Source organism: Fulvivirga sedimenti, assembly GCF_020328055.1.
Map to the genome: position 1 here is coordinate 976,124 of NZ_JAIXNE010000003.1, position 15,561 is coordinate 991,684.

The 15,561-nt window shown below is 45.0% G+C and carries 14 protein-coding genes; 4 read left to right on the top strand and 10 right to left on the bottom strand.

Going from position 1 to position 15,561, the window contains the following annotated elements; all coding sequences use genetic code 11:
• Positions 1-36 precede the first annotated feature (36 nt).
• Together LDX50_RS16655 and LDX50_RS16660 are read right to left on the bottom strand one after the other, a co-directional pair.
• A complete protein-coding gene (locus LDX50_RS16655; RefSeq protein ID WP_225698439.1) occupies positions 37-2,331 on the bottom strand; it encodes a patatin-like phospholipase family protein in 2,295 nt (764 codons plus the stop codon).
• Between the two features lie 29 nt (positions 2,332-2,360).
• Positions 2,361-3,512 carry a THUMP domain-containing class I SAM-dependent RNA methyltransferase gene (locus LDX50_RS16660; protein WP_225698440.1) on the bottom strand — a complete coding sequence of 384 codons (1,152 nt, stop codon included), beginning with the start codon at positions 3,510-3,512 and terminating at the stop codon, positions 2,361-2,363.
• 86 nt (positions 3,513-3,598) lie between these two features.
• On the opposite strand from LDX50_RS16660, the gene LDX50_RS16665 reads away from it, so the two are divergent.
• The gene (locus LDX50_RS16665) at positions 3,599-4,183 is read left to right on the top strand and encodes a TroA family protein (protein WP_225698441.1); all 585 of its coding nucleotides are present in this window, start codon (positions 3,599-3,601) and stop codon (positions 4,181-4,183) included.
• 67 nt (positions 4,184-4,250) lie between these two features.
• Here the strand turns inward: LDX50_RS16665 and LDX50_RS16670 are convergent, their stop codons facing one another.
• From LDX50_RS16670 to LDX50_RS30820, 4 genes are all read right to left on the bottom strand, one after another.
• Complete coding sequence (locus tag LDX50_RS16670; RefSeq protein ID WP_225698442.1) at positions 4,251-5,000, bottom strand: succinate dehydrogenase/fumarate reductase iron-sulfur subunit; 750 nt, start codon at positions 4,998-5,000, stop codon at positions 4,251-4,253.
• A gap of 25 nt (positions 5,001-5,025) precedes the next feature.
• Complete coding sequence (locus LDX50_RS16675) at positions 5,026-6,960, bottom strand: fumarate reductase/succinate dehydrogenase flavoprotein subunit (protein ID WP_225698443.1); 1,935 nt, start codon at positions 6,958-6,960, stop codon at positions 5,026-5,028.
• A gap of 26 nt (positions 6,961-6,986) precedes the next feature.
• Positions 6,987-7,664, bottom strand: coding sequence for a succinate dehydrogenase cytochrome b subunit (locus tag LDX50_RS16680; RefSeq protein WP_225698444.1), 678 nt, complete (start codon positions 7,662-7,664; stop codon positions 6,987-6,989).
• A 140-nt stretch (positions 7,665-7,804) separates the two neighbouring features.
• Positions 7,805-7,936, bottom strand: a complete 132-nt coding sequence (locus LDX50_RS30820) for a hypothetical protein (protein ID WP_255647363.1) — start codon at positions 7,934-7,936, stop codon at positions 7,805-7,807.
• A 139-nt stretch (positions 7,937-8,075) separates the two neighbouring features.
• On the opposite strand from LDX50_RS30820, the gene LDX50_RS16685 reads away from it, so the two are divergent.
• Positions 8,076-9,332 (top strand): M48 family metallopeptidase, encoded by a 1,257-nt coding sequence (locus LDX50_RS16685; RefSeq protein WP_225698445.1) that lies wholly within the window; start codon positions 8,076-8,078, stop codon positions 9,330-9,332.
• Here LDX50_RS16685 and LDX50_RS16690 read toward each other — a convergent pair.
• Together LDX50_RS16690 and mobA are read right to left on the bottom strand one after the other, a co-directional pair.
• Positions 9,308-11,761, bottom strand: a complete 2,454-nt coding sequence (locus LDX50_RS16690; protein ID WP_225698446.1) for a YfhO family protein — start codon at positions 11,759-11,761, stop codon at positions 9,308-9,310. The two genes, LDX50_RS16685 and LDX50_RS16690, sit on opposite strands and share 25 nt — an antisense overlap.
• Positions 11,762-11,827: 66 nt before the next feature.
• The gene (gene mobA / locus LDX50_RS16695) at positions 11,828-12,415 is read right to left on the bottom strand and encodes a molybdenum cofactor guanylyltransferase (protein WP_225698447.1); all 588 of its coding nucleotides are present in this window, start codon (positions 12,413-12,415) and stop codon (positions 11,828-11,830) included.
• 229 nt (positions 12,416-12,644) lie between these two features.
• Between mobA and ffh the strand changes: the two genes are divergently transcribed.
• A complete protein-coding gene (gene ffh, locus LDX50_RS16700) occupies positions 12,645-13,976 on the top strand; it encodes a signal recognition particle protein (RefSeq protein WP_225698448.1) in 1,332 nt (443 codons plus the stop codon).
• Here ffh and LDX50_RS16705 read toward each other — a convergent pair.
• Together LDX50_RS16705 and LDX50_RS16710 are read right to left on the bottom strand one after the other, a co-directional pair.
• Positions 13,973-14,578, bottom strand: a complete 606-nt coding sequence (locus tag LDX50_RS16705) for an LON peptidase substrate-binding domain-containing protein (protein WP_225698449.1) — start codon at positions 14,576-14,578, stop codon at positions 13,973-13,975. The two genes, ffh and LDX50_RS16705, sit on opposite strands and share 4 nt — an antisense overlap.
• Positions 14,579-14,596: 18 nt before the next feature.
• Positions 14,597-15,124: an adenine phosphoribosyltransferase gene (locus tag LDX50_RS16710; RefSeq protein ID WP_225698450.1), complete on the bottom strand. Its 528-nt coding sequence runs from the start codon at positions 15,122-15,124 to the stop codon at positions 14,597-14,599.
• Between the two features lie 20 nt (positions 15,125-15,144).
• Between LDX50_RS16710 and LDX50_RS16715 the strand changes: the two genes are divergently transcribed.
• Positions 15,145-15,561 carry an OsmC family protein gene (locus LDX50_RS16715; RefSeq protein WP_225698451.1) on the top strand — a complete coding sequence of 139 codons (417 nt, stop codon included), beginning with the start codon at positions 15,145-15,147 and terminating at the stop codon, positions 15,559-15,561.

Consider the following 15,561-nt stretch of genomic DNA (forward strand, 5'->3'; position numbering starts at 1 on the left):
AAATTACAGATTATCACCTGATTTTACTAACAATCATTAGTTAGCCTGCCCTTCCTGAACAATTGATCTTATTTGGAGAAAAGCGTTTCTGTTTTTTTCTGTCTGAAGGTTTCGCAGCAAGCTCTCCTTTTCACGCTGGGTAAGCCGCCACGATAACGAAGCCCGTTGGGCATTTTCCATCCTGAGACTATCTGCAACGGAAAGGTTTTCCTTTGATAACTCATCCGGAATATACTGAATATCAATTCGGTCGAAAGGCACCTTCATCCAGCTATTGGCATATTCAACCTGGGTATCATTGGTGATATCCTGCATACTTTCAAAATTCTGGTAAATCGTACTGATGGGCAATGTGATCCGATCGAAAAGTGAAAGAGAATTACGCGGCAGCACTTCAGGGTTTTTGTCGGAATCACGAATCGAAATAAGCAGCACTCCACTGGTATTTCGGGCAATCCACTCCCTGAATACAAACATGAACCGGACTGCATCCGAAATCCCAAAATTATCATTGACGCCGGCATCCATAATTTCAAGCGCAGGTTCACTTGGCAACGTTACGTTCGGTGTGATATAGGGGAAAGTGGCATTCATCCGCAGAGCACTTAAAAACCGCAGATCTTCACCCCCCACGCTTTCAAAAAACCGCTGGAATTCAATTCCTGTAACTTTTTCTTCCGGATAATTATTCGTCACCGGATTCACCATATAGGAAATATGTTGTGGGGAAATGTAAAGCTTTCGTCCGTCATTCACGATCGTCGGCGCCAGAATCATCATTGGAATCAGGGCCTGCTGCTCAGGTTCTTTGAAGGCGTGGAGCGATTTATCAAAAAGCTTTCCGGTATTTTTATTAAGCTGTTCCTCAAAGGAAAAACCCCGGTCTCGGGCATATCTGTATCCTCCGTACTCAAATTTTCGCCACCCCGAAAAGAGATCATTCATTAAAAAACTAAAAATAACTGCATTGAGGTTATCCCTTCCGAGCTGTTCACGAAACATGGGATCATCCCTGTTCTCCAACTGACCAATCTTTTGCTGATAGATCAACTCACGAAAATATGCAGCGCCAATAAGTCCGCCCGAAGCACCCGTGATCAGCATCGTCTGCTCCATAAATTTTCCGCTGGTCTGATGATCAATTTCATCGAGTACGTTATAAGACCAAAGAGCAGCCCGCTGGCCCCCGCCACTGACGCAAACAAAGATCATTTTTGGGGGACGATTAAATTTCGCCCTCCAGTTGTTCAGTATTTCAACCGTTTCAAGACTGTCCTTTCTGAACATTGCCGGCTTAGTCATACTCCGGATTTGTTTATCGGAATAAACCGGTTTTTCCTCAACTGAATAGTTCAGGCCATATGCCTTATACGTCTTTTCAAGCACATTCTGCTGAACCATGAAATTAACCACGAACAAAAGCACTAATGCTGCGGTACCTGCCCAGCTTCCGAACCAGTATGAAAATGCGCCGGTAAACATGACAAAAATGGTAATAAGAATTACCGTACTGGCCGCGGCAGGAATCTGAAATACCGGGTAGTCATTAAAGACCCCGATAAACAGGAGGATAAGAAACAAGACCAACTCTACGGTTACCAGATTCAGGTGATTCTGATCAAAAACCTGGAGAATAGTAGCCTTATCATAGAACCCTTCATTGTTCGGCACCTTTCGGAAATCAAAATTCCTGTCAATGAATGTATCTACACGCAACTGCCGCTTCCGTGCAAGCTGCAATTTTTTCATAGCGCTCGCCCTTGTAACAGTAATATTCTCCTTCAGTTTTTCATCCACCTTGCACACTACATATCTGAAAATATCCTTGTTGGTGAACCGGATGTAGACATAAAACGCTATGGTCATAAGACTGAAGCCAGTAATGATCCCCAGGATGTAAATCAGAAGCGTTGATCCTTCGGTAAATTCATTGGTGATCTGATACTGCACAACCAGAACCATATAAGCAATCATGAAGGAAAGGGGTATGAGACTGTTGTTTACAGAAAAGGTGAAGAACGGCTGACTAACCGTACCGATGAATGAAAACCGCGGTCCGTCGAGGATGTACGAGGTTATGTGAAAGATCATGGACAAACCGGCAAAAACAGCTCCCATAGCCAGGAAACTAAAAAACCCTACATCATCAAGGTAAACCGGATCAAGAAACAGGTAGGGGACCCCGAGATAGTTGCCGAAATTTCCGGATATAATCGCAAACAGAAACACCCACCACAGCAACAACATCTGGTTTCGCTTGAAGTGGTTCAGCAACAACTGAACAGGCAGCGAATACCAGAGAAGCTCTGCTAGAATCTTGATCTGTTTCATAGAAATGCGACCATACTTTGTTTAATGTATCATTTTTTTCTGGATCCCGCATATAGTTCATACTCAAGTAAACGACATTCAATGCGTGCATTCAGAAAAGGTGTTCTGCTACTCGTACGCAGGCCAACTTTTTTGGCGAGATCGGGATTTCCTGTAAAAACATACCCTTTTTTACCTTTACCCCTCGATTTAAAGAAATCACCTATATCCTTATATACCTTTTCCAATGCATTGGTTACTCCCAATCGTTCGCCATATTCCGGATTAAGGATTATAATCCCCTCTCCTTCGGGAATGGAAGTTTCGGTAAAATTACAATGCTCAAAAGTGATCATCTCCTCAACACCCGCCGCACGGGCATTCATTTGCGCATCCCGGACAGCCTGCTGGTCATGATCCGAAGCAATAATAACGGGTGCGGTTTTTTCACCGCCGCTGACGTCGGACCTAACCTTATCCCAAACTTCCTGCCGATACGCGTTGCAATGCATGAACCCAAAGTTTGAACGGAAACTTCCCGGGGCAATATTTCGCGCCATAAGGGCCGCCTCGATGGCGATTGTTCCACTACCGCACATGGGATTGATAAAGGCAGAGCGCGTGTCCCAGCCGGTCGACATCACCACGGCGGCTGCCAGCGACTCCATCATCGGGGCTTTGCCTGGAATTTTACGGTATCCATGCTTTGCGATCGTTTCTCCGGAAGTGTCCAAATACACAGCAACGGTGGGTCCCACCCAGTGTAAATAAATGACTGTTCCTGACATATCCGGACCGGAATCAGGCCTAACCCCGTTCTTTTCGTTCATACGGTCGACAATCGCATCCTTCATCTTCATGAATGCGAACCTGTTATCACGTATGAAGTCGTTCTTCACATAGCCATGTATACTTAAATAGCCGTCTTTTGGGATGATTTTCTCCCAGGGAACACGCAATAGTTCCCTGTAAAGTATATCGGGCCCGGCTGCCTGAAATTCATCGATCAGCAAGAGTACACGGTTAGCGGTACGAAGGTTGAGATTCAATCTCATCGTATCTTCGAGATTGCCCTGCAACCACACAGCGGTGCGTTCAACGCGCTCTATCTGGAAGCCAAGATGAGATACTTCCTTTTCGAGGTATTCAGTGAGATATGGAAAACACTGAATAATTATGCGCTGCCTGAGTTTATTTTGCACAATTTTTTCGTTATGGTTGAGTTTTGATTTAAAATTTAATCCGTAAATTAAAATTTCATTACCCAACCTAATTAAAATTAAATACTATGTTTAAAAAAGTTACTAAAATAAGCTCGCTCGTCCTGCTGTTCGGAGGAATTGTATTTTCTTCATGTGCTCCGAAATACACAGCCAGTTTCAATAACTCCAGGGAGTTCTATAAGGATGAAAAGCAGGTGGTAAAAACGGATGATCAGAAGACCATTAAAGAAGAAAATGTGTCTGAAATCAAACCCGAAGAAACCATGGTTGCCAGCACCAATAAAAGTGTTGTAGCGCAACTCGCAGAAATTCCGTCCATAAAAAAGATCGTTGAGGAACATAAGGAAAATGTTGCCAACCTGAAATCTTCAGAACTTGATCAGAAGGAACTCAAGAAAGAAATCCGCAAGGAAGAAAAACGTGCACACAAAGAGGTGAAGAAACAGCTCGTGCGCGAGATCAAAGAAATTAAGAGTGTAAAGGATACCGATTCTTCACAGGCAATGAATAAAAAAGTTTTCATTGGTATTGTGATCGCCGCAGCCGGTATTGTTATCGCTATCCTTGCTTCTGGTGGTCTGGGTGCCGTAGCCATTATCGTTGGTGTGGGTCTGATTGCCTGGGGATTAATTGAACAGGGAGGCGTATAAATCCTTTCTGAAGAAATAAAAAAAGCGCTGTTCCCACAGCGCTTTTTTTATGTCCTTATTTGATGAATCAGATATTTTCCGATGAAACTTTAGCGGAAAAATACTCACGGTTCATCCGGGCAATATTCTCAAGCTTGATACCTTTAGGGCACTCAGCAGAACAAGCGCCAGTATTGGTACATGCACCAAACCCTTCAGCATCCATCTGTGCAATCATCTTCTCTGCACGTGATTTTCGCTCTACCTGTCCCTGTGGAAGCATTGCCAGCTGGGAAATTTTAGCCGAGGTGAACAGCATAGCAGATGCATTCTTACATGCAGCTACACAAGCCCCGCAACCGATACAGGTTGCTGCATCAAATGCCTCATCCGCAATTGCCTTTGGAATAGGTATTTCATTAGCATCGGGTACGCCTCCTGTATTCACCGAAACATATCCCCCCGCCTGAATAATTCTATCGAAAGAACCACGGTCCACAACAAGATCCTTCACAACCGGAAATGCCTTTGCGCGCCATGGTTCTACTGTGATAGTATCCCCGTCACTAAAGCTTCGCATATGTAGCTGGCAGGTTGTGGTCTGTTTTGGTCCGTGAGGTTTACCATTGATATACATACTGCACATTCCACAAATACCTTCACGGCAATCATGATCGAAATGGACAGGATCTTCTCCTTTTTTTACCAGGTCTTCGTTCAGGACATCAAACATTTCCAGAAAAGACATATCCGGCGATACATCGTCCAGATTATAGGTTACAAATCCGCCTTTATCACTGGCGTTTTTCTGTCTCCAAACTTTTAATGTAATCTTCATACTTAAATATTTCTATCCTTAAGGATTACTTATAACTACGTTGTGTCAATTTAACATTTTCGAATACGAGCTGCTCCTTTCGAAGAATTTCCGGTTTTTGCGGACCAGCATATTCCCACGCAGCCACATAACTGTATTCGTCATCTTTCCGCTTCGCCTCCCCTTCTTCAGTTTGCGATTCTTCCCTGAAGTGACCACCGCATGATTCATCTCTGTCCAGTGCATCGTCGATCATGAGCTCTCCAAGCTCGATAAAATCCGCAACCCGGTTCGCCTTCTCCAGTGATTGATTGAGCTCTTCGTTGCCACCAACAACTTTTACATTATTCCAGAACTCTTCCTTCAATTGCTGTATCTCTGCTTTAGCCTTCTTTAGTCCTTCTGCTGTTCGCGACATCCCGCAATACTCCCACATGATATTTCCAAGTTCCTTATGAAACTGGTCTACCGTCTTCGTGCCATTGATCGAAAGGAGTTTGCCGATTCGATCTGAAACTTCCTTCTCAACCTCCTTGAATGCATCATGGTCTGCCGGTACCTTCTCATATGGAGTTTGCGCCAGGTAATCACCGATAGTGTAAGGTATAACGAAATAACCATCAGCAAGTCCCTGCATAAGGGCACTTGCCCCGAGCCTGTTTGCACCATGATCGGAGAAATTAGCTTCACCGATCGCGTAGAGGCCAGGTATGGTGGTCTGCAAATTATAGTCAACCCATAGTCCGCCCATCGTATAATGAACCGCAGGGAAAATCTTCATAGGTGTTTCATATGGATTATCCCCTGTAATCTGCTCATACATATCGAAGAGGTTTCCATACTTGCTGGCGATCACATCTCTGCCATCACGTTTAATCGCATCAGCGAAATCAAGATATACTGCCAGTCCGGATTTATTCACGCCTCTGCCTTCATCACATACATACTTGGCATTTCTTGAGGCAACATCCCTGGGAACAAGATTTCCGAATGAAGGATATTTTCTTTCCAGGTAATAGTCACGTTTTTCCTCAGGAAGATCGGTAGGTTTGAGGCTGCCATTACGGATCTTTTCAGCATCTTCCACGGTTTTTGGTACCCAAACCCGACCGTCATTTCGCAGGGATTCAGACATCAGCGTAAGCTTTGACTGGTGATCTCCGGAAACAGGAATACAGGTAGGGTGAATCTGGGTGAAGCAAGGGTTAGCAAACAATGCACCACGTTTGTGTGCCCGCCACGCGGCAGTGGCATTGGATCCCATTGCATTGGTAGACAGGTAAAAAACGTTGCCATAACCGCCGGTAGCCAGTACCACAGCATGTGCACTGTGCGAATCTATCTTTCCGGTGATTAGATTCCGGGTAACAATTCCCCGTGCTTTTCCATCAACCACCACCACATCCAACATCTCATGACGAGGGAACAACTGAACTTTACCATTCGCAACCTGCCGGCTCAATGCACTGTATGCGCCCAGCAACAGCTGCTGCCCGGTTTGCCCGCGAGCATAAAATGTTCTGGAGACCTGTGCCCCACCAAATGAGCGGTTTGACAGCAATCCACCATATTCACGTGCAAAGGGAACGCCCTGGGCAACACATTGGTCAATAATGTTCACACTTACCTCAGCCAGCCTGAACACATTGGCTTCTCTCGAACGGTAATCACCGCCCTTAATCGTATCGTAAAAAAGTCTGAAGACGCTATCCCCGTCATTCTGATAATTCTTCGCCGCATTAATCCCTCCCTGGGCGGCAATACTGTGCGCGCGTCGCGGGCTGTCCTGGAAACAGAACGCCTTTACGTTGTAGCCAAGTTCACCAAACGATGCCGCGGCAGAAGCTCCTGCCAGCCCGGTACCAACAACAATAATGTCGTATTTCCGCTTATTCGCCGGGTTAACGAGCTTGATATTAAATTTATGCTTTTCCCATTTCTCCGCTAACGGGCCTTCAGGTATTTTTGAATCTAAATTCATCTATTCGATAATTTTTAAATGCTCACTTAGTTCAGGTACATCAGGATCGGAATACTTGCAAATAATGCCGGTATAACAATAGCAATGATCGATCCTATGATCTTAATGGCCGGGTTGTATTTGGGATGGTTAAGTCCGAGGGTTTGAAACGCACTCTGAAACCCATGAAACAAATGGAACATGAGGCCGATCATGGCAACCACGTAAAGGATCACCAGCCAAAGTTCACCAAATGCAGTGCTTACCACAGTATAGAGATCCTTATATTCTGCGCCATCATATTCAACCATTGGCATCTCGCCAAACTTCATTTTCCACCAGAAATTTGCGAGGTGAATCACCAGGAAGATAAAAACGATGGTTCCCAGGAAGCCCATGTTACGTGAACTCCATGTGCTGTTCGTTGAAGCGGCGGAAACCTTGTAACCTACAGGACGTGCACTACGGTTATTTACCGACAGCAAAATCGCCCAAATAATGTGGATAAGAAAGGTCGCATACAGCAGATACGAAGTCGTTTTAATGAACGTGTTCGTGGTCATAAACTTCGCATATACATTGAATGACTCTCCTCCGTCATCTGAAAGTAGCTGCAGATTTCCGGCAAGATGGACCACCAGAAATGTAATAAGAAACAATCCTGTCGCCGCCATCAGTAATTTGCGGCCCAGGGTACTCGACAAGGCATTTGTCAACCAACTCATATAATCAATTTCAGGGTTTTTAATGAATTTCCAGACGCACCAAAGTTACTCCCGGCATGTCTATCTTCCAATATGTCTAACTATTTTGAGACATTCTAAATTATAATCCCTTTTTCCCTGCCTTAAAAACAATTTCAGCGCTAAATGTTCACAAGAATAAAGCTGACTAATTCATAAAAAAGTACGATAACTGCAGAAGTGAACAGCACTGCGGGCAGCAACAGTCCTTCGCGTTTTAGATTTGTGATCATATCGTAAAAAAATTTATTCATCCACTTCCGATGTTGACATTCCTATGCCAAAATCAATACCAAAGAGATAAATAGCTTAAATTCGCTCAAAACCGACTTTTTAAAGTGGCTTATATTCCCATTTTTGGAATTATTCCCAAATTGGGACAAATTCTCAGATATGTTAAAGGACCCTTCAGCAATACTTACGCTCATCCTGGTCATCGTTTCAGCCGGATTTATCCTGGAAACAGTACTGGATTTTTTGAACATCAAAAGTCGGAAAAAGGACATTCCGTCGGAGGTTAGTTCATTTTATGACCACGCCCGCTATGAACAATCACTAAAATATAATCGGGAAGTCACAAAATTCGGATTGCTCACAGGCACTGTGGGCTTCATAGCAACCTTTCTGATGCTGATGTTTGGCGGCTTCGGCCTGATTGACCAATACATCCGCCAGTTTGTTCAGAGCGAACTTTGGATACCGGTTGCATTTTTTGGGGTGATCTTTATTGCTTCAGACATCCTTACTTTACCATTTCAATATTACAGGACCTTTGTGATCGAGGAAAAGTTCGGCTTCAACAGATCCAGCATAAAAACTTTCTTTCTTGACAAAATTAAAGGGTATCTGCTCGGAGCTCTGATCGGCATCCCAATACTTCTGTTATTGATTTTTCTGATCGGACGAATGGGGCCTGACTTCTGGTGGATTTTCTGGATTGTAGCCGCTCTCTTTATCTTGTTTATCAATGCGTTTTATACCACACTGATCGTCCCGCTGTTTAATAAACTGACTCCGCTTGAAGATGGTGAGTTAAAAACAGCCATTGAATCTTACAGCAGGAATGTGGGGTTTCCTATTCAGAATATCTATGTTATTGACGGATCAAAACGCAGCTCAAAGTCAAACGCTTTTTTTTCCGGACTTGGCAAACGAAAAAAAGTTGTCCTCTATGATACCCTTATTCAGAATCACACAACCGCCGAACTTGTAGCGGTACTGGCCCATGAGATCGGGCATTATAAACGAAATCACATCATCAAGGGATTTATCCTCAGCATCGCCCAAACCGGCCTGATGCTCTTCATCATGTCCAGGGTGATTTTTAATGAATCCTTTTCTGTGGCACTGGGAGCAAATAGTTATGGAATTCACCTCAACCTGCTCACCTTCACACTGCTGTACTCACCCATTTCTACTGTTCTGGGCATTATCTCAAATCTCATAAGCAGAAAACATGAATTCCAGGCAGACGAATTTGCTTCCGTTACCTTTAAACCAGAGGCCATGAAAAATGCACTGAAGAAGCTCTCGGTAGATAACCTGAGCAACCTTTACCCCCATCCTGCCTATGTCTTTGTTAATTATTCACATCCGCCGCTACTAACGAGGATCGCCGCCATCGATCAGGCAGCAGTTCGTCGCCATTGAAGAATACTGTAAGCCACAGCGATAAAAAAACCTAAGATCAACACGATCGTCGAAATTAAAATCACTGTATTACCTACCGCATAAACCGTGGGTTCAAACGAAAATACTACTGTATGTGACCCAGCGGGTATCTCCAGTGCCCTGAGCACGTAATTCGCCCGGAGCATGGATGCATCCTGCCCGTCGATGGTTACTTTCCAGCCATGGGGGTAGTAAATTTCAGAGAAGACAGCGAGACCATCAGAAGCATTTTCGGTTTTATAAACGATCCTGTTGGGCAGATAGGATTCTACCTCAATCGAACCCTCGTTGTAGGTACTTTTCAAACCGCCGAACTTACTCGCATCAACTACAGCTGTCTCACGGGTATTTATTTCACATGTCGCCTGCAACTCGGCATCCGCAGATTCAACAGATCGTACAGAAGTCACGAACCATGCGTTGCCATTCACGGTATTGTTCGGGATAATATTCTCACGCTCCGGACCGAAAACAATATACTTCGCATTGAGCATATTGAGCACTCCATACCCGGAAAGGTCGGGATTACCCGATTGCAGTCCCTGGATCATTTCCTGAATTTCAGGATCAATGCAATAGTCGATCAGATCCTGGTATCGACGGATCTTCGCACCGTGATACCCACCCAACGACTGGTGAAAATAGGAAGTCCGGGCCTCGCTCCACGGGTTTTGAAGATTCAGTACCCGGTATCCGGGTGATTTATCCTTTAATATTTCCTTATCAGCATTCGTGGCGGTAAGAAAACTATTATCTGATTTTCTCCGGTAATTGTCTTCGCCAAAATATCGTGCATCAACCATCCATGCATCGGCGAGCATCAGGATAACCAAGCCACCCATCCAGATCAACGGCTTTAATCTGCCTATCCAGCCAAAATAAACCAGTATACCACTTATTCCGACAATAACCAGTGAGCGAAGTGCATCTGAGCGCATGAGGGAAGCCCTGTCTGCCTGCAGTGCATTTAAGAACCATTGTGGCAATTGCTCCTCGCCCGCCCTTGTAAAACCAGCCATTCCGGCGAAAAGAACAACAAGCACGCAGATACCTGCGGGAATACCGATGCCAATGAGTAATTTTTTTCTGGTCTTTTGATCAGGCTTCAGGCTCAAAAGGCGCTCCAGTCCGAGCATTCCTAGCAATGGCATGGCCAGCAACGGCAGTATGATGGCAAAAGTGACTGACCTGAATTTATTATAACCAGGAAAGTAATCAAACATGGCATAGTTGAACCATGCAAGACTATCCCCGTAAGCCAACAGAACCCCAAGGACGGAAATACTCACCAGCCAGATCACATATCGCTTTTCGGCAAACAGAATGCCGAGCACAAAGAGGAAAACAACGACCGCACCTGCATAATATGGTGACGAATACGGTTGTGGCCCCCAGTAAGCACCAGAATAACGCGCCAGCTGATTTGCCAGCTGCGGATCGGGAGCAGTTCGAAGAGCCTGCAAAGTTTCACTATCCTCATCCTGAACGAAAAGATGGGAACTGGTGCCCCCCAGGAATGCCGGAATGAATAAGGTCATGGGTTCATCGAGGCCATAGGAATATTGAAAGGCATAATCCTTTTTCAGGCCAGACTCATTTTCACCGCTGTTAACATCGGCCTTGAGTTCCGAAACCCCGCGCATGGAATACCGGCTATATTCGGAAATGGACTTGAATTTACCGTAGAAGGTTCCAAAGGCAAGAAGTGCGGCAACAACCAGCACCCCTGCAGGCTTCACAAAACCCATCAGATCTCCAGAGCGGACGAATTGAATCAGCTGAATGATCCCATACAGCACCACAAAAAACAGCAGATAATATGTTATCTGCAGGTGATTATCGCGAAGCTGTAGTGCCACCGCAAGTGCGGTTAATCCGCCGCCTAACCAAAGATTCCTTTTAAATGCCACGTGAATCCCGGCCAGCACAAGTGGCATAAACGCGATGGCACCGATTCTGGCATTATGACCAGCGGCGATACCTATAATAAAATAACTGCTTAACCCGAATGCGAGTGCCCCCCCGATCGCCAGATAGGGCCTTACTTTAAAAGCCAGTAGCAGAATATAAAAGGACAACATGGCGAGGAAAATATTCCGTACCGGATGCGGCAAACCGAGGGAAACCGCAATTTTAAAGTTTGTCAGCAGGCTGTCACTCCATTTTACGTCAACCAGGTAAGCCGGCATTCCACTGAACATGGAATTGGTCCAAAGTGGCTCCTCTCCCGTTAACTCTCGGTTTTGAATTATTTCCTGAGCTCCGCCCTTCCACTGATTGATATCATGTTGATCCAGTGATCGTCCGCTAAAGAAAACAGGAGAGAAAAAGATAACTGTTACCACCAAAAACACCACAATGGCAACGAGATGAGGCAGAATATGGGCCTGAAAAGATATTTTTCGCATAATGAACGCTTAAGCTGACCTGTAAATTAGAAAAGAATCCCCACGTTTAAAAAATTAGACAGCCGATCATTTACGCCCTTTCCGTAAAAAATTCTGGCGTTCCTCCGGCGTATCGATGCTATCGAGTTTGTAGGACATGGCATCATCAATCACAATGATATGTATGTCCTCTTGCTGAAGAAACTGTCGAAGACTGCTCTTTCCTGATGAGGCATATTTCTGCAGCCTGTCGCGAACGGTTGGTTCCCAAATGCTTAACAAGGGTTCGGCTTTGCCATCGCGCATAAGACAGGTGACACCTTTATTCGCATCACGCTGACGGAATATACGATTGATCAATGCGCGATCCACACCCGGCATATCAATCCCCAGAACCATCCATGCGGCACGCTCATTCGATTCCATCGCTGCCAGGATTCCGGCAACAGGGCCGGTGATATTCGGTTTGTCCCTCAGCATCAGCTCGGCCGGCATGTCGGCTATTTGATCATCGTTACGAACAGAAAAATAAACCTCGCGGCAGTAAGGCGCGATCAACTGCGCAGAATAGGCCCACTGAGGCCGGTCATGGTAAATGAGTTCGGCTTTATTTTCGCCCATTCTGGTACTCGGACCACCGGCAAGTATTAAACCGTAGATAGGTGCTTCAATCACGAATTTTAAAAAATTTAATTTCAGTAAAAATAAGGAATTACCCCTTCTTTCGATAAAATGGGAGGAATCTCACCGTCGATATCAGACATTCATCGATTAGCTCTGGTCAGCCTCGTCCATTCTTTATACAAATCTGAGGAATTCATTTGGGTTATTATCATAAAACTCGTGAAATCCCTATTTTTGCAAACTGCTGGTGAAAGCCGGACTATTCAAAAGAGCTGATAATATGTTTGATAATTTAAGTCTAAAACTAGAGAAAGCATTCCAGACCCTGAAAGGCCAGGGAACCATCACAGAAGTGAACGTGGCAACAACGGTGAAGGAAATCCGCAGAGCATTGATCGATGCCGATGTTAATTTTAAGGTTGCCAAGGAGGTAACGGATGAAATTAAGGAACAGGCACTCGGTAAGAATGTGTTAACCGCCGTCTCTCCGGGTCAGTTGCTGACCAAGATCACGAACGATGAGTTGACACGCCTGATGGGCGGGAGCAATGAAGAGATTGATTTGACGGGTAATCCGGCAGTCATCCTGATTGCAGGTTTGCAGGGTTCCGGTAAAACCACTTTCTCAGGAAAACTTGCAAATTATCTAAAAAAACAAGGCAAACAGGTCATGCTGGTTGCCTGTGATATTTACCGCCCTGCAGCGATCAATCAGTTGCAGGTACTTGGAGAGCAAATCGGTGTGGAGGTATTCGCCGAACCTGAAAACAAGAATGCGGTTGACATAGCGAATAAAGCAATCAAATTCGCACGGGAAAGCAACAAGCGCATTGTAATCGTCGATACGGCCGGCCGTTTGGCAGTGGACGAGGAAATGATGAATGAGATCGCGTCCCTGAAAGAGGCGCTCAGTCCTTCAGAGACCCTGTTCGTGGTTGATTCCATGACCGGACAGGACGCAGTAAATACAGCAAAGGCATTTAATGAACGTCTGAATTTCGACGGTGTTGTGCTTACCAAACTCGATGGTGATTCAAGAGGTGGTGCTGCCATTTCAATACGCCGTGTAGTCGAAAAACCGATTAAATTCATCAGCACAGGTGAAAAAATGGATGCCATCGATAAGTTCTATCCTGATCGAATGGCTAACCGGATCCTGGGCATGGGTGATGTGGTCTCCCTGGTTGAGAAAGCACAGCAGTCATTTGATGAGGATGAGGCACGCCGGCTGAATAAAAAAATCCGGAAAAATCAATTCGACTTCAACGATTTCCTTTCCCAGCTTGAGCAGATCAAAAAGATGGGAAATATCAAGGACCTGCTTGGAATGATACCGGGTATGGGTAAGGCCTTGCGAAACATTGATGTGGACGACGATTCATTCAAACCCGTAGAAGCGATTATCCGGTCCATGACCACGGCTGAGCGGGAGAACCCTGAAATCATCAACGGCAGCAGGAGAAAACGCATTGCCGACGGAAGTGGAACTTCTGTTCAGGAAGTGAATAATTTGCTGAAGCAGTTCCAGGACATGAAAAAGGTCATGAAGACGATGAACAAAATGGGTGGAGGAAAACGCGCAATGAATGCCCTTAACCCGTTCGGCAATTAATTATAAATAAAGAATTTATTAGTTCGGGTTTCCTGATCAAGCACGTGTTTTCGAAAACGGACACGTTCGAACAGAAATTTTTCTCTTTTATCTTTCTGAAGAATCTGGAGGTATGAAAGGCGATCCTGGATATCAAGATCCAGTTCATTCGCCACATCATTTATCATGAGGATATCACCGAGGTTTGATTGATCCTTGTCGGTCATATAAGACCTGAAAATCTCGTCAAGCTCATTACCAACAGGAAAATCCGGAAAATCGAGGATGTGAATATTCCCCCCGGGATAAAGTTTACCAGGGTAATTCATGAAATAATCCACCAAAATAAACACGTCTCCTCCCCGGCAGACGATATCCGATTCACCGGTGGGATATTTCTTCATAACTTGTTCCAGGTTCAGGATGGTTCCCAACTGGTATCGGTTGTTAAGACCGGAATATAAAATTCCGAAAAGGCCGTCTCCTGCTTCCAGATCTTCCAGCAATTGCCTGTATCTCGGCTCAAAAATGTGCAAGGGCACAATTTCGCCCGGGAGTGGCAAAATGCTCAATGGAAATATTGGAAATTTCTTTGTCTCATGCATCTTCTCACTAACACCCATCAATTCACATTGTTTGAATTATTTAACACGAATCAGGGAATGTTTAAATGCACTGGTCAGATTCTCACTGCCGTTCAAAAATTCAAGTTCGATGAGGAATGAATACCCATGTACGACCCCGCCTAATTTCTCAATCAAATTTGCTGCCGCAGCCGCAGTGCCGCCGGTGGCGAGCAGATCGTCATGAATCAATACCTTACAACCAGGCCAAACGGCATCCGTGTGAATCTCAATAGTAGCCTCACCGTATTCCAGTGAATAAGAATGGGAGATCTTCTCATAAGGGAGTTTTCCCGATTTACGAACAGGAATAAAGGGAATCCCAAAATGCATGGCGAGCAGCATCCCGAATAGAAACCCACGTGATTCGATCCCTGCTATTGCATCTGGAGGGTTATTCTGAAACGGTTCTGCCAACCCCTCCACGGCTTCGGCACACGCTTCATGGTCGGCCAGCAACGGGGTGATGTCCTTAAATACAATTCCTTCTTTCGGAAAATTCCTGATATCCCGAATTTTCCCTTTAATTTTGGAAAGATCTTTCATCGAACTAAAATACCAATTGAATGGCTATCACAACAACTCATATTACAGATTATGTTTACAGCGCCCAAAATGATTACGGGCATTCAGCACGAATTGATATGCGCGAAGGTGACAAGGAGCATCTGGGTCCTATGGAACTCGTTCTTTCAGCCCTGTCTGGTTGTGTGGCCGTAGAGGTTGCCCTGATGATAAAGAAAAGGCGCAAAACGCTTGAGGCCATGGAAATTCGTGCTGAAGGAGACCGAAATGAAAATCCTCCCAGGAGCTATACAGCCATACGTCTGCATTTCATCATTACCTCCCCTGATGCAAATATCGAAGAGGTTGAGAAAATCGTCCTTTTAAGCCTTGAAAAATACTGTTCCGTGGCCGACTCACTGAAAGCAGGAATAACCCCTTCCTGTGAGATCAGAAGAGGGCTTCTTGAAAAAGAATAG

Coding starts and splice junctions, on each gene's coding strand:
- LDX50_RS16690 (WP_225698446.1), bottom strand. CDS start 11,761: ATGCGAAAAATATCTTTTCAGGCCCATATTCTGCCTCATCTCGTTGCC.
- LDX50_RS16685 (WP_225698445.1), top strand. CDS start 8,076: ATGTTAAAGGACCCTTCAGCAATACTTACGCTCATCCTGGTCATCGTT.
- LDX50_RS16670 (WP_225698442.1), bottom strand. CDS start 5,000: ATGAAGATTACATTAAAAGTTTGGAGACAGAAAAACGCCAGTGATAAA.
- LDX50_RS16705 (WP_225698449.1), bottom strand. CDS start 14,578: ATGGGTGTTAGTGAGAAGATGCATGAGACAAAGAAATTTCCAATATTT.
- LDX50_RS16680 (WP_225698444.1), bottom strand. CDS start 7,664: ATGAGTTGGTTGACAAATGCCTTGTCGAGTACCCTGGGCCGCAAATTA.
- LDX50_RS16715 (WP_225698451.1), top strand. CDS start 15,145: ATGGCTATCACAACAACTCATATTACAGATTATGTTTACAGCGCCCAA.
- LDX50_RS16665 (WP_225698441.1), top strand. CDS start 3,599: ATGTTTAAAAAAGTTACTAAAATAAGCTCGCTCGTCCTGCTGTTCGGA.
- LDX50_RS30820 (WP_255647363.1), bottom strand. CDS start 7,936: ATGAATAAATTTTTTTACGATATGATCACAAATCTAAAACGCGAAGGA.
- LDX50_RS16655 (WP_225698439.1), bottom strand. CDS start 2,331: ATGAAACAGATCAAGATTCTAGCAGAGCTTCTCTGGTATTCGCTGCCT.
- LDX50_RS16710 (WP_225698450.1), bottom strand. CDS start 15,124: ATGAAAGATCTTTCCAAAATTAAAGGGAAAATTCGGGATATCAGGAAT.
- LDX50_RS16675 (WP_225698443.1), bottom strand. CDS start 6,960: ATGAATTTAGATTCAAAAATACCTGAAGGCCCGTTAGCGGAGAAATGG.
- ffh (WP_225698448.1), top strand. CDS start 12,645: ATGTTTGATAATTTAAGTCTAAAACTAGAGAAAGCATTCCAGACCCTG.